This is a genomic window from Rhodococcus sp. NPDC059968 (genome assembly GCF_042738615.1).
Lineage (GTDB): Bacteria > Actinomycetota > Actinomycetes > Mycobacteriales > Mycobacteriaceae > Rhodococcus_F.
Window position 1 is genome coordinate 1 of the sequence record NZ_JBHWUE010000005.1, and the last position, 25,619, is coordinate 25,619.

Sequence of the window (25,619 nt, forward strand, 5' to 3'; positions counted from 1 at the left end):
CCGTGCCACGGCAAGCGACTCGAAAGCGGTCGACATGCCCAGCGCCCACGGCGCCGACTCGACCGGTGTCAGTCCACACCGTTGGAGGTGTCCGATAGCCGGCCGATGGCACGGTTGAGCGCTGTGATCTGTGCGGAGTCCGCGTCGGGATCTGGGTCTGGGTCGGAGCCAGTGGAGAGCACCGGGTAGGGCCACAACAGCACGATCCCGGTGGGCAGCATCCGATGAATCGTCTCGGCCACCAGCCACGCCCCCAGATCGTGGCCCCCGCAGCGGTTCGGTGACCGAACGCGAGGTTCGGGATCAGGACCGCCTCGGTGATGACGGTCAGAGTCTCGTCCAATAACTTGTGCGTGCGAACCGGGAGCGAGCCGTGCCAGCGAATCCTTTCGCTCTCCACTTGTATCCTAAGTACCGGTCATTCGAGCGCACCGAAAAACGCGATGACGTCCTCCGCGAGCGCCTGCGGCTGTTCCAGCGCGGCGAAATGCCCGCCCTTGTTCATGCGGGTCCAGCGGCGGATGTCGCCGAAGGATTGTTCCGCGAGCGAGCGCGGCGGCGTGAGCGTTTCGCGCGGGAATTCCGCGTACCCCATCGGAGCCTCGACGATCTCGCCCTCCGGCACCGGCCACGGGCCGTGCATGCGCGCGTAATACGGCCAGAACGACGAGCCGATCGCACCCGTGAACCAGTAGAGCGAAATGTTGGCGAGCATCTCGTCGCGTGTGACGGCATCTTCGGGGCTGCCGTTGTTGTCAGTCCACGCGTGGAATTTCTCGACGATCCAGGCCGCGAGGCCGGCCGGGGAGTCGGTCAGGCCGAACGCAAGCGTCTGCGGTCGCGTTCCCTGCATCCACTGATAGCCCGTCTCCTCTTTGAGGAAGTTGTCGAGCTGATCGAGATACATTCTCTCTTCAGCATTCGGACTCGGTGGCATTTTCAGATCGCGCCGCAACGGAAGCAGGTTGAGATGGATGCCGGACGTGCGGGCCGCGAAACGATGGCCCAGCACCGAGGTGATGAAACTGCCCCAGTCGCCGCCCTGCGCGCCGAATCTTTCGTAGCCGAGCGTCGTCATCAGCTCGGCGAAGACTTCGGCGATTTCGACGAGGCCGAAGCGTTGCTGACCCGGCCTGAACGACAGCGTATAACCGGGGAGCGAGGGCGCGACGACGGTGAAGTGCTCGGTGAGCAGCGGGATCAACTTGTGAAACTCGAACACCGAGCCCGGCCAGCCGTGTGACAGCAGCAGCGGCATCGCGCCCGGCTTCTTGCTCGGTGCGTGGATGAAATGCAGCTCAATGCCGCGGACCGGCAGTGTGAACTGTGGAAACGAATTGAGCTTCGTTTCCCACGCGCGCCAGTCGAAGTCGTTCTGCCAGTAGTCGGTGAGCGATTTCAGATATGCGACGCTCGTCCCCGTGGACCATGGCGCAAGCGGCGGCTCGTCCGGAAAGCGCGTGCGTGCGAGCCGTTCGCGCAAGTCCGCGATCGCGGCGTCGGGGATGCGCAGGGTGAAGGGTTTGGGGGTGCTCATCGCTGAATCCTAGCCCGAACAATTCGTGAGACAGCGATGGATCAGGTCGGGTGCAGGAACGAAAGAGACTGTCCTGCAACGCGCCATTACAACCGGTGTCGGCAGAGCGCGACATCGCAGGCCGGTGGTCGCCCACCTTGGGAGCCCTTCGTGCAATTCGACTCAACCCCCTGTGGGTCCTGCACCCGCCGCGTGCTGGTGGGCACACACGCTGGTCGAGTCGATCGAGACCAGAGCCGCGGGTGTGTCGTCGTCGCCATCGCTGGTCGCGTGCACGGCGTGGAACATCGCCCCGTGGGTTCCGTCGACCGACCGGCGCTTGTGTCGTTCCCAGATCGACTGCCAGGCACTGAACTCGTCGGGAATGTCCCGCCACGGCGAACCTGGGGGGGAACCGCCAGCGGATCGCTTCGAGAGTCACACGGTGGTCGTTCCACGGCAGACCACGCCGCGGAGTCGACGCGGGCATGACCTCCCCGAGCACCTCCCATAAGTCATCGGAAATCACATCTGAACGAGTCACACATCCACCATGACCTATGCACGCCCACGACCTGGCACGCACGCCCAGCTGGTCCAGGGACCGAGGTTCCGATCGGTGAGGCTCGGGTCGCACAAGCGAGCTTGATCAGAACACGCCCCGAACGGCCGACCATACTCCGCCCACTCGCCTGTGCCGGATCCTCACCCACGCGCGAGAGGTGCCGGGCGTCAGAGAAGCGCCCGCTCCTCCGTGTCTTAGATCTAGTAGAGAGGCGCCGACCAGCCGGAGGCGCTCAGCTATGAAGAGGCCGCTGGATCAAGTGCCCTGCTGGAGGTCTCGGGCGCCCAGATGTAGCCCACGACGCCCCCGGCCAGCAGAACTGCAACGCACATTGCCAACGCGGCCACGACCCCGAAGTTGCCAACCACGATCGGCATGAAGAAGGTCAGCGCGGATGCACCGAACCGGCTCGATGCCACCGCAAGACCAACCCCACGCCCCCTCAGCTCGGTCGAGAACAATTCAGACGGATATACATACCCAACTGTACTGGTTGCCTTTGTGACGAGCGCGAAGGTAGCGAAGACGATGACGATGAAGAGTGGACTCGCACCGGATATCATCAACGGAAGCAGTAGAATCCCAGAAATCAGGAAGCCGCCGAAGGCCATCGTTCTGCGTGAAAGACGGTCTATCACAAGGAGTCCCAGGAAGGGCCCTATGGCGGCGCAACAGTAATACCCAAGTGAACCCGTGTATGGGTTTTCTACCCCCAGTGTTTCGACGACACGTGGCAGGAAGGTGCCGAGAGCGAAGGTGGGCATGACTGCAACGGTATACACCAAACACGCTATGAAAGTGCTTCTCGCAGTGTCGGAACGGAACAGTGCTCGGAGGCTCGGCTCGACCGACTTCGGGGCTGTTTCCGGTAAATTGTAGTTCGCACCGATCCGGCTAGTCACAATTTTTCGGGCCTCGGCCGCACGTCCGTTCTGGACAAGCCAACGAGGCGACTCGGGTGCGCCGATACGTAGAACGAAACTAATGATTGATGGAATTGCCGATGTGGCGAGAATCCACTTCCACGAATCAGGACCTAGGTCGCGCATGAGTAGCCCGACGATGTACGCGGACGCGAATCCCAATGTCCATGCGAATCCGAGTGCGCCCAATGCTCGGCCACGCCAATGGCGTGGGGATACTTCCGCGAGCAGCGCTTTCGACGAAACGTAGTCACCCCCGAGGAGCAGTCCCATGATGAATCGGACGATCAACAATGACCAATCGGGACTCGTCAGAAGCTGCAGGAGGGAGACCAGGGTGAAAATTAACATCAGGGGACCGAAAAATGGCTGTCGTCCGAAGCGGTCCACCAATCGTCCACAGATCAATGCGCCGAAAAATAGCCCGGCAAGTGTGGACGACCCAAGAAGTCCCTGCCACGTATCGCTGATGTCCATTGTGTCCGTTGCGACGGCCAACGCGATCCCAGTCACGCCGAGTACATAGCCGTCGGAAAACGAACCAGATGATGCGCTGAGGACGAGCCGCCTATGGAACGGTAGTACGGGGCCGGCGTCATAGCCGACCGTCCTGGTTGCAGTTTCTTCTGTCACTACAAAACCTTCCATCGTCTGCATCCTGTGTGAGCGAAGCATTCTGAGCTGGTGCGGCAGGTGCGGATCTGTCAACGCACCGGTGTCTGTTGCAGTGTTTATACCGCGATGTCATCGGGCAAGCTAATACGGCTTTGCAAGTAATTCCATACGAAAATCGTATGCGCGCAGGTGGGGTGTCTGTAGAGGTGCGCGGTCACGTTGTGGGTGTTTGAGCGGAGCAACCACCAGGGCTACGTTCACAACGCGCGTGAGTTGATCACATGGTCCGAGGAAGAATGGGTTGGCATCTAATATGTCTTTGCAACAGAAGTCCGTCGACTACCGTGGCTATCGAACAGCTGGAATAAGGCTTTCCGAGGGGCTTTGGACCGATAGGTTATTTACGTCTCGAAACCATGAACGAGCACCGTTGAATTCGATTCTCGACTTCGATAAGGCCCACTTGGTGATGTTGGTCGAAATGGGCCTGGTGGAGAAGGTCGACGGACGCAAGATGTTGGCTGAAATCCGTGATATCGAGGCGAATGGTGCTCTACTCGGCGAATGGGATGGGGGTATGCATTGGACCGAGCAGCAGTTAATTCAGCGCCTCGGCGAGCATATTGGGGGATGGATTAATCTAGGAAGGAGTACGGGCGATATATCAGAGGTTTCACGGAGGCTGAATACCAGGAGGTTAGTTCTTTGCAATATTTGCATGCTAAATAGTCTCCGGGGGGTCCTACTGAAACTTGCGATGAAGTTTGTCGAGACTGTCGTGCCCGGTCAGACGTTTTTGCAGCACGCGCAACCGACAACGCTAGGTCACTGGCTGAGCATGTGGGCGGCTACACTCGATCGTGACGTTCAGCGCTATATGGAGCTCATGGTTCGCGTGAACCAGTCACCGGCGGGGGCTGGTATATTGAGCACGACCGATTTCGAGATAGACCGAGAGCGTGTTTCAGAACTCTTGGGCTTCGACCGTCCCATCGCAAATAGTTTGGACGCGATCATGAGCCATGATGTGGGTCTGGAGACGATAAGCGTCGTGACGATCGCTGCTATGAACCTTGCGAGAATCGCCGATGATTTAGAACTGTGGATGTCTACCGAATACCGATATGTAGACTTCCCGGACAGGTTCTGTGCGACCTCTAGCATTATGCCTCAGAAGAGGAACCCAAATATCCCGCAGCAGATCAAGGCGCAGTGCGCAAAGGCAATCGGCGCAATGTCTCTAGGAATTGCGTCGGAACGAGGTGCGACTGGTCAGCCGATGTTGGAGCGCTTCGAATGCGACGTAGTCCTCTGGGAGTTGCTCGAAGACCTGCCTCGGATCATGGGGGACTTGTCTACGATGCTCGATGCCATCGAGGTCGACGACAGGCGAATGCGTGAGAGTTCGAAACGTCACTGGGCCTCGGCTAGTGATCTGGCATCATTGATCGTTACAGAATGCGGTCTGTCTTGGCGTACCGCGCATCAGATCTGCGCCATCGTCATCCGACTCTGTTACGAGAGGGGTCTTGAACCGCGAGATCTGACGTCGGCGATAGTAGACGAAGCCGCGTGCATGTACAGAGGAGAGCCACTGTCGCTTTCGTTGAGTTCTATTCGCTCAGCACTCGATCCGATTGCATCAGTGCACCGGCGATCCGTACTTGGTGGGTCGGCGCCGAGTGCGGTGTCTCGGGAGATCGCGCCCATGACGGAACGCCTTGGGCGCGACGTTCGTGCGGCATCGATGTGCGAGCGTAATATCGCAGAATCACAGGCAAGGCTCACCGAAGCGATTGACCGACTGCTTGTGGGATAGTTTTGACAAGTGTAACTACTCGCAGAACCGAAAAGGTCAAGAGGCAGGATGAGCCTGACGCGTTTGAAGTACTTCGTTGTCGTCGCGGAGGAACTGAGCTTCACGAGGGCGTCCGCGCGTCTGCACATCTCCCAGCCACCGCTCACACAGCAAATCAGAACGTTGGAGCGTGAGGTCAACCAAGAGCTGTTCAAACGTAGTTCGCGGAGAATTTCGTTGACCCCGGCCGGTGAAGCGCTGTTACCCGAAGCTAGACGGATCTTGGAACGGTACCAGCGCTTGCCTGGATTGTTGCACGAGGCCGCCACCGAGAGCACCCGGACTCTGACGGTGGGTTGTGTGGCGTCAGCTGTGATCGGACTTGTCCCACAGGTTCTGTGCGAACTCGAGCGCGCGAATCCGCGCGTTGCGGTGAGACTTCAGGAGGCGGGCGTCGAGACCCAAATGGACCGGCTGAGGTCCGGTGATCTGGACGCCGGTTTGTTGCGAGTCAGAGAGTTGGGGGAGGAGTGGTTCTGGGTAGACGCGGCGCCGGAATACTATTGTGCCGCAGTGCCGATATCGCATCCGTTGGCGCAACGGGGGACCATTCACTGGCGAGAGCTTGCGAATGAGGTCCTTGTTATCGCCGATCGGAGCCGCGCGTCTCTGGAATTCGATACCGTCATCGCGGCTTGCTCGAAGAATGGTTTTACACCAATCGTGGTCGCCGAGGCCATCGCCGGATACAACATCATTCCATTGATAGCGGGTAATCGTGGAATCGGGATTGTTCCCGAGCGCGTGTCCGCGTTCAAGATGGACGGGGTGGCGTACTGTCCGCTGAGCCCACGGGTTGCAACTGTACCGATGCGGTTGGTTGTTCGGAAGAATAAAGTTGATGCGAGCATCAATCGGCTCGGCGAGCTTGTGAGAACAGCGTCGGTGCCGGTGTGTAGGTCAGACGAATAGCAAGGATTGCCGGTACGACCGGTCCAGCCTGGATCTACCGATGTCTTGCTGGTCGGTAATGGGTTCGGTTGCGGCAGTTGATTGGCAGTTGAGGTGTGGGCGATCACCCAACCTGTGTGCCGGGTTGTTCCACTGGGGTTGTCGGGTCGGGCCGGAGGAGGTCGGGCGGAGCTGGTGGCTTGCGACGGTGCCGCGACCGGCGGTCGGTCATGCGAGGTGGTCACAATTCGAGTGAACGCGCGATCCGGTACCCGCGGGAGTCACTGCTCTTCCAGGTAACCGCAGTACCTCCCTCGGCAGTGCCGGTCCGCATACCGTGGAACGCATGGACGACCAGCGAGCACAGGTCCGGGAGTTCCTCACCTCCCGGAGGGCGCGGATCAACCCTGAACAGGCAGGACTGCCCGCCTACGGCGGTACCCGGCGGGTTCCTGGGCTGCGCCGAGACGAAGGGTTCGCCGACTACCGTCGATCCCTAGCGCGCGAGCCAGTCGGTAGAGGCGGCGGGCGGGCGGCCGGGCGCCCATGCGTGTCCGGCTGGGCGGATGCAGTGACCGTTCAGGCCAACGCGGCGGCGACGGCCTCGGCCGCGGCGAATGCGGCGTAGTCCAGTTCGTCGTTCACCGGTGTCGGGCAGGACGACAGTTTCACGACGACGACGCCCCGGTCGATGTCGATGTAGACGTACTGACCGTGGATGCCCAGACACAACAGCACACGCCGGTCGGGGTGGGGAATCCAGAACTGATTACAGTACATTCCGCCAGGGAACGGCGTTTCGGTCGGTGAATGAGAATATGCCTCATGCGAATCGGGAGCGCCGCGCAGGGAGTCGTCGATCCAGTGCAGCGGCACGACCTGTTCGGCGCCGATGCGTCCGCCGCGGCGGAGCATCTCACCGAATCGCGCAACGTCCCGGAGTGTCGCGGCGAGGCCTCCGTCCGCGAAAACGGCTCCGGCACGGTCAACCCCGGCGTCCATGTCGTCGCCGGCGAACTTCGACCACACGAGCCGCGACAGTAGCGCCGGCATACGGTCGGCGGCGGCGCGTTCGCACACCCAGCCGAGTGCATCCGTTTCGCACGAACGGTATTCGAAAGGGCCGCCGTGGGGGCGATCCGCTTTCAGCATCGGAAGGAACTGGTAGAGCGACGGCGGTACCCAATCGTCGACGCGCGGAATCCAGCCCACGGCCTGATCGAGGAACCGCACCTCGGCGCCGGGCTCCAGGTATTCTTCGGAGAATCGGATGCCGGAACGCATGTCGAGGATATTGCGCACGGTAGCACCCGCGTAGCCGGAGTTCGCAAGTTCCGGAATGTAATCGGTGAGTGCGGCTTCGGGGTCCAGCAGACCGACTGCGATCAAGTTTGCCGCGACGGTTCCGACGATTGACTTGCTGACCGAAAACAGCATGTGCGTCCGGCCGGGTTCGAGGTCTCCGGGGTATAGCTCGGCGCGCACGCTGCCGTTGTGGAGGACCATGAATCCGTCGGTGTAAGTGCGGTCGAGCACGGAACGGAGGGTCTCGGCGCCGACGGGGAGATCGAGGTCGAGCGGGTCGCCGTCGGCGAGCCGTAGTGGCGCCGATCCGGCAGCGACCCGCGCGGTCGGCACGACCTCCCGCATTCGGCCGAAGGTGTACCGGTTGGCCGGTGAACTCTGCCAATCCGCAAGGCTGACAATCGATGTTGCGTTGTAGATCACTTCGCGGCCTCGCTGCTCTGTCCGGCGGCGACGATGACCGCCTGCTCGTGGGTGAAGCTCATCTCGGGTGTCGGCCGGCGGAATCCGCGTGTGAGCCAGACGAGGTAGACGATTCCGATTGCCAACCAGGAGATGCCGGAGATCAGTGCATGCTCGCTGAGCTGGGTGATCATGTACAGCGTGACGGCGGCGCCGACGAGTGGCAGGACCACGAAGCGGACCGCACTCAACTGCCGTGTCGCGTTGTTGCGCAAGTAATAAACGATGACGCACAGGTTGACCGCGGTGAAGGCGGTGAACGCGCCGAAGTTGATGAATCCCGTGGCGGTTTCGAGTGGCATGTTCATGCCGACGAAGCACATGCCGCCCGTGACGAGCACGCAGAACACGGGCGTCCGGGTACGGCCGTCGAGCTTGCCGAACAATCGGCGAGGAAGCACGCCGTCGCGGCCCATGATGAACAGTAGACGGCTCGAGCTGAGCTGGACGGCCAGGCAGGAGGCCGATCCTGCGATGATTCCCGCGAGGTTGGTCCAATCGGCGAAGAACTGACCACCGACCTGCACCGACATCGTGTACGACGCGGCCTGCGCATCGTCGAAGATGTCGCCGGGGTGGACGAGCTGCATTACATATGCCACGGCGAAGAAGATGACGCCGCCGATCGAGACGATCCAGATGATGGCCCGCGGGATGTTTCGCGCGGCGTCCTTGGTCTCCTCGGCGAGTGTGGTTACCGCGTCGAAACCGAGAAACGAGTACGCCGCGATCGCCGCTGCCGCGGAGATGCCGGCGACCGTGCTGCTGGAGTTCCAGAACGGCTCGGTGTACGAGGCGACCGGATTGCCGACGAGGAACTTGATGCAGTACGCGAAGAAGAGCAGTACCAAGAAGGTGGAGACGGCGAGTAGCAACCGGTTGAGACGATCGGCGAGTGCGATCCCGATGACGTTGATCGCCGTCGTCAAGCCGGCGTTGATCAACATCCACAGCCAGATCGGAACCGCCGGGAACTGTGCGTTGAGCAGGATCGACTGCGCCAGCCACGCGACCATCGGCAAGAACAGGTAGTCCAACAGGATCGCCCAACCGACCAGGAACCCGGCCGCCGAGCCGAGGTTGCGGCGCGCGTAGAAGTAGGCCGAACCCGAGACCGGGTAGATGCGCGCCAGCCGTGCGTAGCTCAGTGCGGTGAGCAGCATCGCCCCGGTCGCGACCAGGAATGCCGTGGGCGCGGTGCCGGCACTGGCGACTGCGATGACGCCGAAAATGATCATGACCAGGCTCGGTGCCATATAGGACAACCCGAACGCCACCACTGACGGAAGTGTCAGTCGCGGCGTCAACTGTGGTTCGTCAGTCGCTGTCGCGACCCGCGATTCCGTCATGCGAACTCCTTGAAGTAGTGCTGTGGCGACGACCACTAAACTCTGCTGAAACGATGTTGTCAACGCTGTTGACAACTTTGTGGGTAGCGGGATGCGCGGGTGCTGTATTGCTACGGTGGATCGGTCGAGGGATCGAGGGGAGCAGGATGGCGAAGGACACCGCCCGCGCCACGCCGCCGGAGCGGACGACGCGGCGTGAACGCAAGGGGCTGCAGCAGGAAGCCGCGGTGAAGGCCGCGTTCGAACTCGCTCAGCGTGACGGCGCCGCGGGGCTGACGATGCGTCGCCTCGGCGAGGAGCTGAAGGTCGATGCGACGACTCTGTACCGGCTGTTCCGCGACAAGGACGAGTTGCTGCTGGCCGTCTACGACCATGCGACCGCCGTCGAGCTCGAGGAGATCGGGGAGGTGCCCGACAGTGAGCACTGGCAGGACACGTTGCGGCGCATCGCCGATCGGATCTGGGCGACCGCGGTCCGCTCTCCTGCCATCGCGGCGCTGACGTTCGCCCGCACGACGGGCGGTCCGGCAGAGCGCCGAATGGTCGAGCTGATCCTCGAGACGTTCGCGCGGTCGGGTCTGTCACGCGAAGCCACGGTCCGGTACTACCGGGCATTCGCCGACTCCGTGCTCGGGCTCGCCGGGCAGGTCGCCGTACTCGCTACCCTCGACCCCGAGATCCAGGCGAAGGATGCCGCGTCATGGACGCGCATCTACGCCCATCTTCCCGACGGCGAGTATCCGACGGCCCGCGCCCACATCACGGAGCTGACCAGCATCGATCGTCGGACGATCTACGATCTGGTGGTCGAAGCCGTGCTGGCGGCCGCCGAGCGCGAAAGCGTCGAGTCGGTCTAGCTATTCGTGAGCGGGCTCGAACAAAACCGTTCGTGCCGGACGCATGAGCATGGCGACGGTGGTGTCGCTGAGCACCTCACCCCATCCGCCCACGCTGCACGCCGATCGCGCATCGAGGTTGACGCACGCGGCACGCGGTTCTCCGGCGAGCGCGGCTACCCCAAAGGACGGTCGCCTGATCTCTTTGTGCCCGGACCACGCATGAGATGCCGCGGGCAGACGAATCGGTTTCGCCCGGTGGACCGCCGTTTTTGCGGGTGATCGAACGCTAGGATCGTTTGACACAAACAGTGGACATGAACCATGCAGTTCGCGGTCGCGGTCGCGGTCGCGGTCGCGGACACGGTTTCCTCGGGAGAGACGGGCAATGGCGGACGAGCAGCGCAAGGCGGTCGGTGTCTTGTCGCGCGCGTTCGCCATCATCGATGCTGTCGAGTTGCGACCGATGATTACCAGCGAGCTTGCACGCACGGTCGGCTTGTCGAAGTCGACCACCCAACGTCTCGTGGCCGACCTCGCGCACTATGGCTACCTGCGTCGAGATGCTGAGGGCCGGTATTGGCTCGGGTATCGCTTCACTGCGGCGGGTATGACAGATATCGCCCTGCCGGTCCTTCGGGAGCTGAGCGAGAGCACCGGGGAGTCCTCGCAACTGTGGGTGAGGCGCGGTGACCTGCGCTTGTGCGCTGTCAGCGTCGAGTCGTCGAACGAACTGCGGGCCACCATGCCGGTCGGCACCACATTTCCGCTGGCGGAGGGGTCGAGCGGTCACGTGCTGGCCGGCGATTTCGACAACGACCCCGCCGCGCGACGCCGCGGCTGGTGGCAGACGCTCTCCGAGCGGGTTCCCGGACTCGGCTCGGTCAGCGCACCGGTACGAGTGCACGGCGAGATCGTCGCGTCGGTGTGCGTGTCTGGCCCGCTGCATCGGCTCGGTGACGATCCCGGAGCCCGCCTCGGTTCCTCGGCAATCGCCGCTGCTCATCGCATCGAAAAGTCTCTCCTCGACGCCTGACCCCCGGGCCGCCACTCGCGGCGGTGCGTGGGTCTCTTCTCGTCATTTCCACGCGTGCTGGTCGGCATACACCATTGCGCTCTGTGACCCAGCGCACTATGGTTGCCCCATTATTCGGGCCAGTATGACCCACATAATGGGCCAACTGACTGTTGATCACATCGCCGACAGAAATCGGAGCATCATGAACAACACCACCACAGGTCCGCTCGACGGCATCACCGTCCTGGAGCTGGGTAACTTCATCGCAGCACCCTTCGCGACTCGGCTGCTGGCCGATTTCGGCGCCGAGGTCATCAAGATCGAGCGTCCCGACGGTGGTGACGAACTGCGCGGCTGGCGCCGCAGCAGGGGCACCACCTCGATGATGTATCGCACCATTGCCCGCAACAAGCGCTCGGTGACACTCGATCTGAAGAGCACCGAGGGCCAGCAGTTGGTCCTGGACCTGGCCACCAAGGTCGATGTCGTGATCGAAAACTTTCGCCCCGGCACACTCGAGCGCTGGAACATCGGCCCCGAACAGTTGCAGGCAGCTAACCCGGACATCGTCCTGGTCCGGATCTCCGGTTACGGCCAGAACGGACCCTATGCGCAGCGCGCCGGATTCGGTGGAGTCGCCGAGGCGTTCGGCGGATTGCGGTATGTGACCGGCTATCCCGACCGTGAGCCGGTGCGTCCGGCGGCACCGCTGGGCGACACCCTCGCCGGTCTCTACGGTGCGGTCAGCGCGTTGATGATGCTTCTGGCCAGAGCTCGTAGCGGCGACCACCCCCGGCCCAAGGTCGCCGATGTCGCACTCTACGAATCGGTCTTCATGGCGATGGAGTCGCTGACCGCCGACTACGACGCCTACGAAATGGTGCGCGAGCGCACTGCCGGCAATCTGCCCGGTGTGGTGCCCAGCGGCTCCTACCCGTGTGCCGACGGCTCGGTTCTGATCGCCGGGAACGCCAGCGCGGTCTTCGCCCGGCTGATGAACGCCGTCGGCCGCCCGGACCTGGCCAATGATCCAGACCTGGTCGACGGCACCAAACGCTACCTGAGGGAAGACGATCTCGATGAGGCGATCGTGGCATGGACGACGACCCGATCCACGAAAGAAGTGGTCACCGCACTGTCCGACGCCGGTGTCCCGGCCAGCGACGTCTACGACGCTGCCCGCATCGTCTCCGACGAGCACTATCTGGCCCGCGGGATGATCCAGCCGTTCAAGGTCGACGTCGAAGGCGGCTCACCCGAGGAGGTGCGCTTCCCCGGCGTGGTACCTCAGTTCGACGGCCAGGCAACGAAAGTCGGATGGTTGGGGCCCGATCTCGGGGCCGACACTGAACCCGTGCTGAGTCGGATGCTGGGTCTGACGCCCGATCGCCTGCACACACTGCGCACCGCCGGCGTGATCTGACCCGCCGGCGTCCGCCGCGCCTCTGCCCCTGCTCCTTGGTGCAGCCGCACCTTTCCCGTCTGCCCCCGCACGGAAAGAACACGGTCCCATGGTCTATGCCATCTCCATCCTCGCCCTCGTACTGATCTTCACCATCGCCACCAAGGTGCCGATCAACATGGGCATCCTCGCCTTCGCCGGCGCCTTCCTCGTCGGCGGATGGGTCTCGGGGATCCCGATCGACGACATCGTCGACGCCTTTCCCGGCGACATCTTCCTGATCGTCGCCGGCATCACCTTGCTGTTCGCCATTGCCAAGGCCAACGGCACCATCAACATCATCGTCGAATCGGCCCTCCGACTGGTCCACGGACGACGATGGGCACTGGTGTGGATGATGTTCCTGCTTTCCGGCACGCTGATGGCGCTGGGATCACCAATGGCGGCAGGCATGCTCGCCCCCATCGCGATGCGGCTGGCCGGGAGAAAGAAGATCAACCCCCTGCTGATGGGCATGGCCATCAACCACGGCGCCCTGGGCTGCGCGTTCTCACCTATCACGATCTACGGCGCCTTCGTCAACGGATTGATCAAATCCGCCGGCTATCAGGCGAACCCACTGCTGCTGTTCATCGTTCCCTTCGCACTGAACGCCCTGTTCTTCGCCGTCCTGTTCGCCATCTACGGCCGCGACCTGCTCCACGAGCTGCCCGAGGACCGTGACGACGTCACCGGCGGCGGCGCAAGCTCACCGACCCGCCCTCACCCCAACCCCGGCGCCGTCCCCGGATCTGGCACCGCCTCCGCGACCGCCGTCCTGCCCGACGTCGACGTCGACGTCACCGGCCGCACCCCGTTCAACCGGGAACGGGCCGCGACCCTCATCGGAATCCTTCTCCTGGCAGTAGGTTCGGTGGCCTTCAACGTCGACGTCGGCGTCAGCTCGATCTGCATCAGTACTGTTCTGCTGCTGATGGCCCCGAAAAAGATGCCCCGGATCGAAGACAAGGTGGCCTGGCCGGCGGTCGTGCTGGTCTGCGGCATGCTCACATACATGACGGTGCTCAAACAAAACGGCACCCTCGACTTCCTCGGCGACGCCGCCACCCACCTCGGCTCCCCCTTGGCCGCCGCGTTGATCCTGCTGTACGCCGTCGCGATCATCTCCGCGGTCGGCTCCTCGATCGGCACCCTGGGTATCGCGCTGCCGCTGGCCGCACCCATGCTCGCCGCAGGGGAACTGGGCGCGCTGGGATTCATCATCGCGCTGGCCTTCGCGTCCACAGTCGTCGACGTCAGCCCCTTCGCCACGAACGGGTCCATCGTGGTGGCCGAGGCCGACGTCAAAGACCGCCAACGGTTCCAACGCAACGTCCTCGCCTACTGCGGTCTGGTGGTGCTCATCGCCCCACTGGTGGCCTGGGCCCTGATCGTCGTTCCCACCTCACTCTGACCCCGGCCACCCCAGGAAAGGCATTCCCATGCGCGTCACCATCACCGATGTCGTCCTACGCGACGGTCTCCAGGACGAGGACGTTCTTGTCGCCACCGACGACAAACTCACCATCGCCGACGCGCTGGTGGCAGCCGGAATCCGGCAGATCGAAGCCGTCTCCTTCGTCTCGCCCACCCGCGTCCCGCAGATGGCCGACGCCGACACCCTCATCTCCCGGTTGCAGCCCTACCGCGCCACTACACAGGTCAGCGCATTAGCGTTGAACGCGACCGGGATTCACCGTGCTGTGGCTGCCGGAGTGGACGTCGTGCACATCGCGGCCTCGGCCAGTTCCGCGCACAGCCAAGCCAACGCCGGCAAGTCCGCCGCACAGGCCCTCGAGGATCTGTCCCAGGCGGTGGCCAGCTACCCGGAGCAACGGTTCCTCGGCGGGGTTTCCACCGCGTTCGTCTGCCCGTTCGAGGGCATCATCTCACCCATGCGCCTGGTGGAGGTCGCCGAACAGTTCGCGGCCATGGGGATACGCGCCCTGGGGCTGGCCGACACCCTGGGCACCGCCACCACCGAGCACGTGCTCACCGCGGTGGGCGCCGTCCGCGAGTCACTGCCCGACATCACCATCGGACTACACCTGCACAACGCCGACGGTCAAGCGCTCACCACCGCCCTGCACGCAGCACACCACCTGGGCATCGAACACTTCGACAGCGCGGTCGGCGGATACGGTGGGTGCCCGTTTGCGCCGGGCGCACACGGCAACCTCGCCACCGAGGAACTGGTCGCGCACTTCCACAGCCACGATGTCGACACCGGCATCGATCTGAACCAGCTCACCGCCGCAGCATCGACGGTCAAGCGCATCATCGCCGATTCACCGCAGCTGTCGAAGTAACGATCGGCTGGATCGGTTATTAATTGGCAAGCGCCTACGACCCCCGTAGCCCAATGGGATGGACGCGAGCGGTGTGGATGCGCGGCGTGGGGATAGTGCATCGCGGTGGGAGTCGGAGTCGATCCGCCCGACACCCCACCGCCTACCTGCGCGACGTTCGACTCGACCGGGTACACCGCGGCGCACGCATCTCGGTAACCGGCCGTGGTCTCGTCGAACATCATGGCCGCTAGACTCGACCGGTGGACATCCGGGACGCCGAGTACCTCGTCGCCGTGGCCGATCACGGCAGCATCACCGAGGCCGCGCGGGCGCTGTTCATCGCGCAGCCCTCGCTGTCGCAGGCGATCCGCACTCTCGAGCGCGATCTGGGTGTCGAACTGTTCGATCGTGGAGGACGGAAGCTGCGGATCACCCCGGCGGGCACATCGTTCGCGCATGCGGCGCGGCAGGTCCTCGCCGATGTGGAGCGGGCGCGGGCCGTCGTGCACGACGTCGCGGAACTGCGGTCCGGCACGCTCACGATCGCTGTTCTCAATTCGCTTGCCGCCGATCCGCTTCCGCGCATCGTCGGCCGGTTTCATCGGCAGTTCCCGCGCGTGGTCCTGGCCACGGTGTCGGCAGACGTTCCCGACGGCGTGGGCCGCGCGGTCCGGTCGGGAGAGTGCGACCTCGGGCTCACCGAACTGCTCGTCGACCACCAGGGTCTCGAGTTCCGGATGGTGGGGGAACAGGAGATCGTGCTCGCACTCCACGCCGATCTGGCGATCGAATTACCCGATCCGGTGCCCGTCGAACTGCTTGCCGACATTCCGATGATCGTCGAGATCGGGTCGCGTCCACGACTGCCGGTGAACAACATCGCCGTCGAGTGTGCGCATCGTCAGTCGATGTGGGAACTGGTTGTGCAGGGCGCGGGGGCGACCCTGCTCCCGAGGCGCGTCGCCGAGCAGGAACTGCCGGGGGTCGTGGTGCGCTCGCTCGCACCGCCGGAGGTGCGCACCATCGGTCTCGTCCATCGACCGGATCCGCTTCCGCCCGCGGCGGCGGCGTTCATCGCCGCACTCGACGACGCTCACGGCGCGAGTGTGTCGAGGAATGCCCGTCCGGCCGGAGACAGCCGGGCCTCGTCGTAGATCACCCCGTACGGGGCGGTGATCGGCGGGTCGAGGGTGCAGATCCGGGCTCCCCCGACCGCGGCCCGTTCCGCAAGGGTGCGTTCCATGAACGACATTCCCACACCCTCGACGACGAACGCGCTGACGGCTTCCCGCTGCTCGACGACGGCCGACATGACCGTCCGGCTCCCTGCGGCCTGCAGTGCCTTCTCGATGACGGTCCGCGACGACGACTCCTTGGGCAGCCCCACCACGGGAATATCCGGAAGATCGTGGAGGGGGAAGGGGTCCCGCCAGGCGATTTCGGCGTCCCGCGGAACCACCAGCCAGTACTCGTGAATTCCGAGGGCACGCGTCGTCAATCCGGCTGCAGCGAAGGGGAAATGACTGAAGGCGATCTCGCAGTGCCCGTCTCGGATCAGCGACGCGATGACGTCGACCGGTCGCAGGTCGGCGAGCCGGACGACCACGCCGGGATACTGCTTGCGGAAGGACCCGATCAGTTCCGTGACAGGGCCTTCCGCCACGTGCGCCGACGCGCAGATGTCGAGTCGGCCGCGCGGCAGTCCCGAGACGTCGACGAGCGAGCTCTCGGCGGCCACCAGGTCTCGCACGATTTTCCGCGCCGGACCGACGAATGCCTTTCCCGCCGCACTGAGCACCAGGCCGCGGCCGACGCGGTGGAACAGTTCGACACCGAGATCACGCTCGAGATTGCGCAGCCCCTTCGACAACGACGGCTTGGTGACGCCCAGGGCCTCGGCCGCGAGCGCGAGGCCGTCGTTGTCGACGGTGGCGAGAAAGTACTCGACGTGTCGCGACTCCACCAGTGCAGACTACTGCGTACGACGCGTCGATCCGCCGGTTGTCAGATGTGACGTCCGCCGGTGACTTCGAGAACGGTGCCGGTCATGTAGCTGGACAGATCGGACGCGAGGAACAGCGCGACGTTCGCGATCTCCTCGGGCTCGGCACCGCGGCCCATCGGGACCTCCTTGAGCTTCGCCTCGATGATGTCGGCGCGCAGGGCGCGGATCATGTCGGTGTTCACCACGCCGGGCTGGATCGCGTTGACCCGCACACCGAGGTGGGCGACCTCCTTCGCGGCCGCCTTGGTCAGGCCCACCATGCCGGCCTTCGCGGCGCTGTAGTTGGTCTGCCCGACCATGCCGACCTTGCCCGAGATCGACGAGATGTTCACGATCGAACCCTTGCCGGCCTCCCGCATCGCGATCGATGCGATCTGGGTGCCCAGCCACGCGCCCTGCAGGTGCACGTCGATGACGGAGCGGAAATCGGCGAGCGACATCTTGCGCATCGTCGCGTCGCGGGTGATGCCGGCGTTGTTGACCCACACGTCCATCGCACCGAACGCGTCGAGCGCCGTCTTTCCCAGGTTCTGCATCTGATCCGGATCGGTCACGTCGCAGGCGACGGCGACGGCCTGGAAGCCGTCGGCCTCCAGCTTTCCGGCGGCGGCCTTGACGTTCTCGGCGTGCATGTCGCCGAGGACGACCGACGCGCCCTCACTCGCGAACTTCCGGGCCATCTCGAAACCGATGCCCTGGGCTGCGCCCGTGACGACGGCGACCCGTCCCTCGAGAAGTGTCATTGATTCTTCCTTCCTCAGTTGTACGAACGCAGCAGCCCGCGGCTGATGATCTGCTTCTGAATGTCGCTGGTGCCCTCGCCGATGAGGAGGAACGGTGCCTCCCGCATGAGGCGTTCGATCTCGTATTCCTTGGAATAGCCGTAACCGCCGTGGATCCGGAAGCTGTCCTGCGTCACCTCCGAGCAGAACTCGCTCGCGAGGTACTTGGCCATCCCGGCCGCGACGTCGTTGCGCTCCCCGGAGTCCTTGAGCCGCGCCGCATTCACCATCATCAGGTGTGCCGCCTCGACCTTGGTCGCCATCTCCGCGATCCGGAAGGCGATCGCCTGGTGTTCGGCGATCGGCGAGCCGAACGTCTCCCGTGTCTTCGCATACTTCACGCCGAGTTCGAACGCGCGCTGGGCGATCCCGCAGGCGCGGGCGGCGACGTTGACGCGGCCGACCTCGACGCCGTCCATCATCTGCCGGAAGCCGCGGCCCGGGTCGGCGCCGAGGATCGTGTCTGCCGCGGCCCGGTAGCCGCTGAACACCATCTCGGTGGTGTCGATGCCCTTGTAGCCCATCTTGTCGAGCTTTCCGGGGATCGTCAGCCCGGGCAGCACCTCGCCGAACCCGGCGGGCTTCTCGATGAGGAACGCGGTGAGGTTGTCGTGGGGCTTCGCCGCCCCCTCCTCGGTGCGGACCAGCACCGCCACCAGCGTCGACGACCCGCCGTTGGTGAGCCACATCTTCTGGCCGTCGATCACGTAGTTGCCGTCCGCTGCCCGGGCCGCCTTGGTCCGGATGGCGGCGACGTCGGAACCCAGTTCGGGCTCGGACATCGAGAACGCGCCGCGCAGTTCACCGGTCGCCATGCGCGGCAGGTAGTGGGCCTTCTGCTCGGGTGTGCCGTGATTGGCGATCATGTGCGCCACGATGAAATGGGTGTTGATCACCCCGGACACGCTCATCCAGCCCCGCGCGATCTCCTCGACGCACAGTGCGTAGGTGAGGAGGGATTCCCCGATTCCGCCGTACTCCTCGGGGATCGTGAGCCCGAACAGGCCCATCTCCTTCATCTGCTCGACGATGGCCGTCGGGTACGTGTCGGAATGTTCGAGCTCCTGCGCCTGCGGAATGATCGCCTTGTTCGCGAACTCTCGTACCGCTGCGATGATCTCGCCCTGGGTATCCGTGAGCCCGGCGGTCTGCGCCAGTCGTGTCATCGTTCCACCTGTCCCGTATCCATCAATTCTCCGTACTCTGCTCGGCGTGCACGTCGTTCAGGCGGTCGCGCAACGCGGACCGCAGGACCGCACCCCGCGGAGACAGAGGCAACTCGTCGACGAAAACCACCTCGCGCACCTTCTTGTACGGCGGCACCGTGGCCGCCACGAACTCGATCAGTTCCTCGGCGGTGATGCGCGCCGTGGTTTCTGCCACCACGAACGCGACAGGCATCTCCCCGACCCCGGGAACGGAGCGGCCGACCACCACGACGTCGAGAATCCCTCGTCGTGACAGCAACAGCTGTTCCAGTTCGTGCGGATCGACGGTGTAGCCCTTATAGAGGAGTGCGTCCTCGGGTCTGCCAACCATGTCGAATATCGAGTTCCATCTCGCCGGGAAATTTCATTGTTCGCGAATATGCCCGGACAATTCCTCCGGACACTGACACCTATTGAAGTGCCTCGGACCGCCGTGGTCAAAGACGCTGAAGGAAACCGACAGTTGCCCTCTTCCTATGGGTCGTAAATGCCGTCTGCGCTGCGAGTTCTCGTCCGCGGCGCTCGCTTGACAGCGAGGCCGGGTTGCTGGATATTCACCTTCATGGCTGAACGTGAAGTGAGTGACGACGACTTCAAGGACATTCTCGCGCAGACGAGAACCTTTATTCAGAAGGAAGTAATTCCCCGGGAAAATGAAATCGCGGAAAAGGATCTGATTCCGGACGACATTCGCCGCAAGGCGGCGGAGATGGGTCTGTTCGGGTACGCCATCCCGCAGCAGTGGGGCGGGCTCGGTCTCGACCTCACGCAGGACGTGGAACTGGCCATGGAGTTCGGGTACACGAGCCTGGCGTTGCGGTCGATGTTCGGCACCAACAACGGGATCGCCGGCCAGGTGCTGGTGAATTTCGGTACGGACGAACAGAAGTCGGAATGGCTCGAGCGCATCGCGTCCGGTGAAGTGGTCGCGTCGTTCGCGCTGACCGAGCCGGAGGCCGGGTCGAACCCGGCGGGACTTACCACCCGCGCCGTCCTGAAGGACGGCAAGTGGACGATCAACGGCACCAAGCGGTTCATCACCAACGCACCGTTGGCCGATCTGTTCGTGGTCTTCGCCCGCACCCGACCCGCCGACGAGACCGGCACCGGCATCGCGGTGTTCCTCGTTCCCGCCGACACCGCCGGTGTCGTGGTCGGGCCGAAGGACAAGAAGATGGGCCAGGAAGGTGCCTGGACGGCGGAGGTCGCGTTCGACGACGTCACCGTCCCCGAATCCGCCCTGGTCGGCGGCAGCGAAGAGGCCGGCTACCGCGCCGCCATGACGTCGCTCGCCCGGGGTCGCGTGCACATCGCCGCCCTCGCCGTCGGCAGCGCTCAGCGGGCGCTCGACGAGTCGGTCGCCTTCGCGGCGGTCACGAAGCAGGGCGGCACCCCGATCGGTGACTTCCAACTGGTGCAGGCCATGCTCGCCGACCAGCAGGTGGGCGTGTCCGCGGGCCGCGCGCTGGTGCGGGACGCGGCGCAGAAGTACGTCAGCGGTGAGGACCGTCGGATCGCCCCGTCCGTGGCGAAGCTGTACTGCACGGAGATGGCCGGCAAGGTCGCCGACCTCGCGGTGCAGGTCCACGGCGGCACCGGGTACATGAGAGACGTTCCGGTGGAACGGATCTACCGCGAGGTCCGCCTCCTGCGCCTGTACGAGGGCACCAGCGAGATCCAGCGTCTCATCATCGGCGGCGGACTCGTCCGCGAAGCGAAGAAAGCACTCTGAACCCATGTACGAAGCAGTGATCTGTGAACCCGTCCGCACCCCCGTCGGGGGATTCGGCGGCGTATACCGCGACGTCCCCGTCACCACCCTCGCATCGACGGTGTTGAAGGGCCTGATCGAGCGGACGTCGATCACGTCCGAGGACATCGACGACGTCATCTTCGGTCAGGGCTACGCCAACGGCGAGGCGGCGGCCATCGGCCGGATCGCTGCGCTGGACGCCGGCCTCGACGTCACCGTGCCCGGCATCCAGCTCGACCGCCGCTGCGGCTCCGGGCTGCAGGCGGTGATCTACGCGGCCATGCAGGTGCAGACCGGGATGAGCGATCTGGTGATCGCGGGCGGCGCCGAGTCGATGAGCCAGACCGAGTTCTACAGCACCGGAATGCGTTGGGGCGTCAAGGGTGCGTCGGTGGAATTCCACGACCGCTTGGCCAAGCCCCGCACCAACTCCGGCGGTGTGAACTTCCCCGTCGAGGGCGGCATGATCGAGACCGCGGAGAACCTGCGCCGCGAGTACTCGATCAGCCGCGAGGAGCAGGACGCGTACGCCGCCGAATCCCACGCGCGTGCGATCCGCGCCCAGGAGGGCGGCCTGTTCGACGCCGAGACGATCCCGGTGACGGTGGCGGGCAGGCGCGGTAAGTCCGACGTCGTCGTCACCACCGACGAGCAACCGCGCCGTGATGTCACGGCGGAGTCGTTGTCGGCGTTGCGGCCCATCCGGTCGCGCGTCGACCCGGAGGCGACCGTGACCGCGGGCAACGCGTGCGGTCAGAATGACGCGGCCGCTGCCGCGATCGTGACCACCCCCGAGAACGCGGAACGTCTGGGCCTGCGCCCGTTCGCCCGGCTCGTGAGCTGGGGCGTCGCCGGAGTGGAGCCGAACCGGATGGGCATCGGTCCGGTGCCGGCCGTGGACAAGGCCCTCACCCGGGCGAAGCTCAGCCTGAACGACATCGATCTCCTCGAGATCAACGAGGCGTTCGCAGCGCAGGTGCTGGCGTGCGCGCGGGAGTGGAAGTTCGACGAGTCGGACATGCGAGACCGGTTCAACGTCAACGGATCCGGAATCTCCCTCGGTCACCCCGTCGGCGCCACTGGCGGGCGTATCCTGGCCAACCTGCTCCGTGAACTCGACCGCCGTCAGGCCCGCTACGGCATCGAGACGATGTGCATCGGCGGTGGGCAGGGCATCGCGGCCGTGTTCGAGAACGTCAACATCTAGCCGTTTCCACTTCCGCCCGTTACCGGACCGACCCGAAAAGAGTGTCATGCGCGTATTCCAGGGAATCGACGACGTCGAATCCGCAGTCGGCGAACATCTCGGCCACAGCGACTGGCTCGAGATCACGCAGGAACGCGTGAACGTGTTCGCCGACGCCACCGGCGACCACCAGTGGATCCACGTCGATCCTGAGCGTGCCGCCGAGGGCCCGTTCGGCGCCCCCATCGCCCACGGCTACCTCACGCTGTCGCTGCTGCCGAAGCTCGGCGCCGACCTCATGCGCGTCGACGGTGTGAAGCTGGTGATCAACTACGGTCTCAACAAGGTTCGCTTCCCCCAGCCGGTGAAGGTCGGGGCGAAGGTGCGGGCCGGTGGCGAGATCGTGTCGTTCGAGCACACGAAGCAGGGTGCGCAAGTGGTCGTCAAGTACACCATCGAGATCGAGGGTGCGGACAAGCCGGCGTGCGTCGCCGAAACCGTTCGCGTCCTGGTTCCCTGAGACTCGAGGAAAGAACACATGCGAAGAGCAGCACTGGTCGCCCCGGTCCGCACCGCGGTCGGCCGCTTCGGCGGAGCACTGCGCGACGTCCCGGCAGAGACGTTGGCCGCCACCGTGATCAAGGAGACCGTGGCGCGGTCCGGGATCGACCCGATCCTCATCGAGGACGTCGTGATGGGGCAGTCGTACGCCAACTCCGAGGCCCCGTGCATCGGCCGGTGGGCGGCTCTCGAGGCGGGACTACCGATCAGCGTCGCGGGCCTGCAGACCGACCGTCGCTGCGGCACCGGACTTCAGGCCCTCGTGACCGCGTCGATGATGGTGCAGACCGGCGCGGCCGACGTCGTGCTCGCCGGTGGCGTCGAGTCGATGAGCAACATCGAGCACTACACGACCGGTGCCCGCTGGGGGACGCGCGCCGGATCGCTGAACCTCTACGACCGCCTCGACCGCGGTCGGGAACGCTCCCAGCCGGAGTGGCGGTTCGGGAAGATCAGCGGAATGATCGAGACCGCCGAGAACGTTGCCGCACGGTGCGGAATCGGCCGTGAGGAGTCGGACGCGTTCGCGGCCGAGAGCCACGTCAAGGCCCACGCCGCTTGGGAGGCAGGAAAATTCAACGACGAGGTGATCGAGGTGAAGATCACCGACCGGAAGGGCAACGTTTCCGTCGTGGCGCGGGACGAGGGTATTCGCCCGGAGACCACGCCCGAGACCCTGTCGCGGCTGCGCAGTGCACTCAAAAACGGTGTCGTCACCGCGGGTAACGCGAGTCAGCAGAACGATGCGGCGTCGTCGATGCTCATCGTCGCCGAGGACCAACTCGACGAACTCGGGCTCGAGCCGATGGGTTTCCTCACCGGGTGGTCCGCCGCCGGATGCGAACCGGCGCTGATGGGACTCGGACCGGTCGCGGCCACGTCCAAGCTGTTCAGCAGGACGGGTGCGAGCTTCGACGACTTCACGCTGATCGAGCTGAACGAGGCCTTCGCGTGCCAGGTGCTCGGGGTCCTGAAGGAATGGGGATTCGACGACCGGGACCGCCTCAACGTCAACGGGTCCGGGATCTCGCTCGGGCACCCCATCGGTGCAACCGGCGCGCGGATGACAACCACCGCACTGCATGAATTGCGGCGGCGTGGCGGCGGCAAGGCGCTTCTCACGATGTGCATCGGTGGCGGGCAGGGAATGGCCGCCATCGTCGAAGGGGTCTAGAGGCGACTGGAATGGCGCTCCGCCGGCTCCGACATCGGGGTCGGCGGACGCGACATCACATGATTGACCAGGAGTGCGACGAAGACGACCGCGCACCCGATGGCACCGACGGCGAGAGCGAGCTTGATTCCGTCTTCGGTGGGAAGTAGGTCCGGTGCCAGGTTCGCGGCGAGCACCGCACCCGCGGTGGCGCTGCCGAACGAACCGCCGACGGTGCGCAGCACCTGGTTGAAGCTCACGGCGCTGCCGAGTTCGGTGTCGGCGACGCTGCGGGCGATCAGGGCCGGCATCGCCGCGTACGTCATGCCCATCCCGGCCCCGAACCCCAACATCCCGATCAGGATTTCCCACAGCGCGTTGTGGGCGACCCAGAGGAGCACGCTCGAGGCCGTCACGAGGCCTGCACCGACGAGCAACAGGGTCCTCATGCGGATCCGGTGCGAGACCGCGCGGACGAGTCGGTTCGCGCCGAAACTTGCCACCGAGAGGGGAAGCATCACGAATCCGGCCCAGAACAGGGGCAACCCGATGCCGTATCCGGTGGAGGCGGGCGCCTGGGCGATGAGGCTGCCGATCGAGAGTCCGATGTACATCGCGGCGCCGAGGCCGATCGCGGTGCTGTTCGCGACCAGCACGTCACCGTTGCGCAGTACCCGCAGGTTGATCAGCGGGTACGGGGTGCGCAGTTCGACGAGCGACCACGCCGTCAGCAGTGTCGCCGCACCGGCGAAGAAGCCGATGGTCCACGGCGAGCCCCAGCCCCACCGGGAGCCTTCGCTGACGGCGACGAGCAGGGACGCGAGTCCGAGACCGACCAGCAGTGCGCCCGGGACGTCGAGTGTGTTGCATGGTGCCTGCTCGTCGGGGCCCGCGGGAACGACACGCCAGACGACGAGGATGGTGGTGATCAGGAACAGTGCCGCGAACCAGAAAGCGAAACGGAACCCGAGAAGGTCGGCGAGGATGCCGGTCAGGGGGTATCCGAGTCCCAGGCCGGTCGTCACCGTCACCGACAGGCTGGAGATGCCGATCCGGGCCTGGTTGTCGGGGAGATAGCGGCGGGCGAGAGCGATTGTCACCGGAACGATTCCGTAGGTGAGTCCCTGCAACGCGCGTCCGATCAGGAACACGGTGAAGTTGGGAGCGGCCGCGGCGACGATCGAACCGACGAGGATCGTGGTCAGGGAGCACAGGAGCAGGCGCTTCTTGTGGGGCCCGTCGCTGAGCCGGCCCATGATCGGTGTTGCCACCGCCCCGACCAGGAGGTTGACGGTGAGCATCCATTGGCCGGTGCTCACCTCGACGTGCATGTCGTGGGAGATCGTGGGCACCAGGAGCATGCCGAGTGAGCTGACGATCGCGGTGGTCAGGGCGGCATACGCCAGGGCCGGGAGTAACCGGGGGTGTGTCGTGGACTCAGTAGCCGGGGGCATCGTCCACCAACTTGCGCAGAATCGGGACGACCGAGTCGAGAGTCTTCTTCTCGTCGGCCGTCAGCCGCTCCGCGATGGCGTGTTCCAGCCAATCCAGGCCTTGCGACCGCTCCTGCGCCAGCCTCTCCCGGCCGGCATCGGTGAGCTCGATCCAGATCCGGCGTCGATCCTGTTCGTCGGGTGTGCGCTCGACCAGGCCGAGATTTTCGAGTTCGCGCACGGCCGCGGCGATCGCCTGGGGACTGATCCTCTCGGCCGCCGCGAGGGTCGAGGCAGACGTTCGCCCGTGCTTCGACAGGTATGCGAGCACGCCGATCTTGCCGACGGAGATCGTCCTGCCGGTGGTGAGCTGCCGCCAGATCGGGCGCAGCGCTTCCCGCAGGACCTGCGCGGTGGCCTGTTCGGTGATCATGAGCAAAGCGTACAACCAAATTGATCAACCTAATT

General features: G+C 64.5%; 23 protein-coding genes and 1 pseudogene. 13 read left to right on the forward strand and 11 right to left on the reverse strand.

Annotated features, from left to right (window positions below):
• Positions 1–68: 68 nt before the first annotated feature.
• The 3 genes from ACFWAY_RS06820 to ACFWAY_RS06830 all read right to left on the reverse strand — a co-directional run bounded on the left by ACFWAY_RS06820 (position 69) and on the right by ACFWAY_RS06830 (position 3,652).
• Positions 69–242: a hypothetical protein gene (locus ACFWAY_RS06820; RefSeq protein WP_378510228.1), complete on the reverse strand. Its 174-nt coding sequence runs from the start codon at positions 240–242 to the stop codon at positions 69–71.
• A 176-nt stretch (positions 243–418) separates the two neighbouring features.
• Positions 419–1,537, reverse strand: a complete 1,119-nt coding sequence (locus tag ACFWAY_RS06825; protein WP_378510229.1) for an epoxide hydrolase family protein — start codon at positions 1,535–1,537, stop codon at positions 419–421.
• Positions 1,538–2,317: 780 nt separating this feature from the next.
• Positions 2,318–3,652, reverse strand: coding sequence for an MFS transporter (locus tag ACFWAY_RS06830; protein WP_378510230.1), 1,335 nt, complete (start codon positions 3,650–3,652; stop codon positions 2,318–2,320).
• A gap of 397 nt (positions 3,653–4,049) precedes the next feature.
• On the opposite strand from ACFWAY_RS06830, the gene argH reads away from it, so the two are divergent.
• The 3 genes and pseudogenes from argH to ACFWAY_RS06845 all read left to right on the forward strand — a co-directional run.
• On the forward strand, positions 4,050–5,438 hold the full coding sequence (gene argH / locus ACFWAY_RS06835; protein WP_378510231.1) for an argininosuccinate lyase: 1,389 nt from the start codon (positions 4,050–4,052) through the stop codon (positions 5,436–5,438).
• A gap of 48 nt (positions 5,439–5,486) precedes the next feature.
• A complete protein-coding gene (locus ACFWAY_RS06840) occupies positions 5,487–6,389 on the forward strand; it encodes a LysR substrate-binding domain-containing protein (RefSeq protein WP_378510232.1) in 903 nt (300 codons plus the stop codon).
• Between the two features lie 325 nt (positions 6,390–6,714).
• Positions 6,715–6,840 (forward strand): annotated as a pseudogene (locus ACFWAY_RS06845) (transcriptional regulator); the annotation flags it as partial.
• Positions 6,841–6,947: 107 nt separating this feature from the next.
• On the opposite strand, the gene ACFWAY_RS06850 reads toward ACFWAY_RS06845, so the two are convergent.
• Both ACFWAY_RS06850 and ACFWAY_RS06855 read right to left on the reverse strand, forming a co-directional pair.
• Positions 6,948–8,018, reverse strand: a complete 1,071-nt coding sequence (locus tag ACFWAY_RS06850; RefSeq protein WP_378510233.1) for a serine hydrolase domain-containing protein — start codon at positions 8,016–8,018, stop codon at positions 6,948–6,950.
• Between the two features lie 74 nt (positions 8,019–8,092).
• Positions 8,093–9,484, reverse strand: coding sequence for an APC family permease (locus tag ACFWAY_RS06855; RefSeq protein ID WP_378510234.1), 1,392 nt, complete (start codon positions 9,482–9,484; stop codon positions 8,093–8,095).
• Between the two features lie 146 nt (positions 9,485–9,630).
• Between ACFWAY_RS06855 and ACFWAY_RS06860 the strand changes: the two genes are divergently transcribed.
• From ACFWAY_RS06860 to ACFWAY_RS06885, 6 genes are all read left to right on the forward strand, one after another.
• Positions 9,631–10,341: a TetR/AcrR family transcriptional regulator gene (locus tag ACFWAY_RS06860; RefSeq protein ID WP_378450490.1), complete on the forward strand. Its 711-nt coding sequence runs from the start codon at positions 9,631–9,633 to the stop codon at positions 10,339–10,341.
• A gap of 367 nt (positions 10,342–10,708) precedes the next feature.
• Complete coding sequence (locus ACFWAY_RS06865; RefSeq protein ID WP_378510235.1) at positions 10,709–11,356, forward strand: IclR family transcriptional regulator; 648 nt, start codon at positions 10,709–10,711, stop codon at positions 11,354–11,356.
• Positions 11,357–11,540: 184 nt separating this feature from the next.
• Positions 11,541–12,761 (forward strand): CaiB/BaiF CoA transferase family protein, encoded by a 1,221-nt coding sequence (locus tag ACFWAY_RS06870; RefSeq protein ID WP_378450633.1) that lies wholly within the window; start codon positions 11,541–11,543, stop codon positions 12,759–12,761.
• A gap of 88 nt (positions 12,762–12,849) precedes the next feature.
• Entirely contained in the window at positions 12,850–14,193 is a 1,344-nt protein-coding gene (locus ACFWAY_RS06875; RefSeq protein ID WP_378510236.1) for an SLC13 family permease, read from the forward strand.
• Between the two features lie 28 nt (positions 14,194–14,221).
• Positions 14,222–15,088: a hydroxymethylglutaryl-CoA lyase gene (locus tag ACFWAY_RS06880; RefSeq protein WP_378510237.1), complete on the forward strand. Its 867-nt coding sequence runs from the start codon at positions 14,222–14,224 to the stop codon at positions 15,086–15,088.
• 242 nt (positions 15,089–15,330) lie between these two features.
• The gene (locus tag ACFWAY_RS06885) at positions 15,331–16,224 is read left to right on the forward strand and encodes a LysR family transcriptional regulator (protein WP_378450494.1); all 894 of its coding nucleotides are present in this window, start codon (positions 15,331–15,333) and stop codon (positions 16,222–16,224) included.
• Here the strand turns inward: ACFWAY_RS06885 and ACFWAY_RS06890 are convergent.
• Genes ACFWAY_RS06890 through ACFWAY_RS06905 form a run of 4 tightly spaced genes read right to left on the reverse strand, consistent with a single transcriptional unit; the run spans position 16,164 to position 19,396 of the window.
• A complete protein-coding gene (locus ACFWAY_RS06890) occupies positions 16,164–17,033 on the reverse strand; it encodes a LysR family transcriptional regulator (RefSeq protein ID WP_378510238.1) in 870 nt (289 codons plus the stop codon). The two genes, ACFWAY_RS06885 and ACFWAY_RS06890, sit on opposite strands and share 61 nt — an antisense overlap.
• 41 nt (positions 17,034–17,074) lie before the next feature.
• Entirely contained in the window at positions 17,075–17,818 is a 744-nt protein-coding gene (gene fabG / locus ACFWAY_RS06895) for a 3-oxoacyl-ACP reductase FabG (RefSeq protein ID WP_378450496.1), read from the reverse strand.
• A 14-nt stretch (positions 17,819–17,832) separates the two neighbouring features.
• Positions 17,833–19,023: an acyl-CoA dehydrogenase family protein gene (locus ACFWAY_RS06900; protein ID WP_378510239.1), complete on the reverse strand. Its 1,191-nt coding sequence runs from the start codon at positions 19,021–19,023 to the stop codon at positions 17,833–17,835.
• A gap of 22 nt (positions 19,024–19,045) precedes the next feature.
• A complete protein-coding gene (locus ACFWAY_RS06905) occupies positions 19,046–19,396 on the reverse strand; it encodes a 4-coumarate--CoA ligase (RefSeq protein WP_378450498.1) in 351 nt (116 codons plus the stop codon).
• Between the two features lie 231 nt (positions 19,397–19,627).
• On the opposite strand from ACFWAY_RS06905, the gene ACFWAY_RS06910 reads away from it, so the two are divergent.
• Genes ACFWAY_RS06910 through ACFWAY_RS06925 form a run of 4 tightly spaced genes read left to right on the forward strand, consistent with a single transcriptional unit; the run spans position 19,628 to position 23,739 of the window.
• Complete coding sequence (locus ACFWAY_RS06910; protein WP_378510240.1) at positions 19,628–20,797, forward strand: acyl-CoA dehydrogenase family protein; 1,170 nt, start codon at positions 19,628–19,630, stop codon at positions 20,795–20,797.
• 4 nt (positions 20,798–20,801) lie between these two features.
• Positions 20,802–22,025 (forward strand): acetyl-CoA C-acetyltransferase, encoded by a 1,224-nt coding sequence (locus ACFWAY_RS06915; protein ID WP_378510241.1) that lies wholly within the window; start codon positions 20,802–20,804, stop codon positions 22,023–22,025.
• A 46-nt stretch (positions 22,026–22,071) separates the two neighbouring features.
• Complete coding sequence (locus tag ACFWAY_RS06920; RefSeq protein ID WP_378510242.1) at positions 22,072–22,524, forward strand: MaoC family dehydratase; 453 nt, start codon at positions 22,072–22,074, stop codon at positions 22,522–22,524.
• An 18-nt stretch (positions 22,525–22,542) separates the two neighbouring features.
• Complete coding sequence (locus ACFWAY_RS06925) at positions 22,543–23,739, forward strand: acetyl-CoA C-acetyltransferase (protein WP_378510243.1); 1,197 nt, start codon at positions 22,543–22,545, stop codon at positions 23,737–23,739.
• Here the strand turns inward: ACFWAY_RS06925 and ACFWAY_RS06930 are convergent.
• The gene (locus ACFWAY_RS06930; protein WP_378450503.1) at positions 23,736–25,172 is read right to left on the reverse strand and encodes an MFS transporter; all 1,437 of its coding nucleotides are present in this window, start codon (positions 25,170–25,172) and stop codon (positions 23,736–23,738) included. The genes ACFWAY_RS06925 and ACFWAY_RS06930 overlap by 4 nt on opposite strands.
• Positions 25,156–25,584, reverse strand: a complete 429-nt coding sequence (locus ACFWAY_RS06935) for a MarR family winged helix-turn-helix transcriptional regulator (protein ID WP_378510244.1) — start codon at positions 25,582–25,584, stop codon at positions 25,156–25,158. The genes ACFWAY_RS06930 and ACFWAY_RS06935 overlap by 17 nt, the downstream gene beginning before the upstream one ends.
• Positions 25,585–25,619: the final 35 nt, after the last annotated feature.

What these genes read in the sequence shown, in the direction of transcription:
- ACFWAY_RS06920 (WP_378510242.1), top strand. Translation starts at nt 22,072, where the DNA reads ATGCGCGTATTCCAGGGAATCGACGACGTCGAATCCGCAGTCGGCGAA.
- ACFWAY_RS06880 (WP_378510237.1), top strand. Translation starts at nt 14,222, where the DNA reads ATGCGCGTCACCATCACCGATGTCGTCCTACGCGACGGTCTCCAGGAC.
- ACFWAY_RS06915 (WP_378510241.1), top strand. Translation starts at nt 20,802, where the DNA reads ATGTACGAAGCAGTGATCTGTGAACCCGTCCGCACCCCCGTCGGGGGA.
- ACFWAY_RS06850 (WP_378510233.1), bottom strand. Translation starts at nt 8,018, where the DNA reads ATGCGGGAGGTCGTGCCGACCGCGCGGGTCGCTGCCGGATCGGCGCCA.
- ACFWAY_RS06865 (WP_378510235.1), top strand. Translation starts at nt 10,709, where the DNA reads ATGGCGGACGAGCAGCGCAAGGCGGTCGGTGTCTTGTCGCGCGCGTTC.
- fabG (WP_378450496.1), bottom strand. Translation starts at nt 17,818, where the DNA reads ATGACACTTCTCGAGGGACGGGTCGCCGTCGTCACGGGCGCAGCCCAG.
- ACFWAY_RS06825 (WP_378510229.1), bottom strand. Translation starts at nt 1,537, where the DNA reads ATGAGCACCCCCAAACCCTTCACCCTGCGCATCCCCGACGCCGCGATC.
- ACFWAY_RS06875 (WP_378510236.1), top strand. Translation starts at nt 12,850, where the DNA reads ATGGTCTATGCCATCTCCATCCTCGCCCTCGTACTGATCTTCACCATC.
- ACFWAY_RS06855 (WP_378510234.1), bottom strand. Translation starts at nt 9,484, where the DNA reads ATGACGGAATCGCGGGTCGCGACAGCGACTGACGAACCACAGTTGACG.
- ACFWAY_RS06860 (WP_378450490.1), top strand. Translation starts at nt 9,631, where the DNA reads ATGGCGAAGGACACCGCCCGCGCCACGCCGCCGGAGCGGACGACGCGG.
- ACFWAY_RS06905 (WP_378450498.1), bottom strand. Translation starts at nt 19,396, where the DNA reads ATGGTTGGCAGACCCGAGGACGCACTCCTCTATAAGGGCTACACCGTC.
- ACFWAY_RS06925 (WP_378510243.1), top strand. Translation starts at nt 22,543, where the DNA reads ATGCGAAGAGCAGCACTGGTCGCCCCGGTCCGCACCGCGGTCGGCCGC.
- ACFWAY_RS06930 (WP_378450503.1), bottom strand. Translation starts at nt 25,172, where the DNA reads ATGCCCCCGGCTACTGAGTCCACGACACACCCCCGGTTACTCCCGGCC.
- ACFWAY_RS06870 (WP_378450633.1), top strand. Translation starts at nt 11,541, where the DNA reads ATGAACAACACCACCACAGGTCCGCTCGACGGCATCACCGTCCTGGAG.
- ACFWAY_RS06840 (WP_378510232.1), top strand. Translation starts at nt 5,487, where the DNA reads ATGAGCCTGACGCGTTTGAAGTACTTCGTTGTCGTCGCGGAGGAACTG.
- ACFWAY_RS06900 (WP_378510239.1), bottom strand. Translation starts at nt 19,023, where the DNA reads ATGACACGACTGGCGCAGACCGCCGGGCTCACGGATACCCAGGGCGAG.
- ACFWAY_RS06830 (WP_378510230.1), bottom strand. Translation starts at nt 3,652, where the DNA reads ATGGAAGGTTTTGTAGTGACAGAAGAAACTGCAACCAGGACGGTCGGC.
- ACFWAY_RS06935 (WP_378510244.1), bottom strand. Translation starts at nt 25,584, where the DNA reads ATGATCACCGAACAGGCCACCGCGCAGGTCCTGCGGGAAGCGCTGCGC.
- ACFWAY_RS06910 (WP_378510240.1), top strand. Translation starts at nt 19,628, where the DNA reads ATGGCTGAACGTGAAGTGAGTGACGACGACTTCAAGGACATTCTCGCG.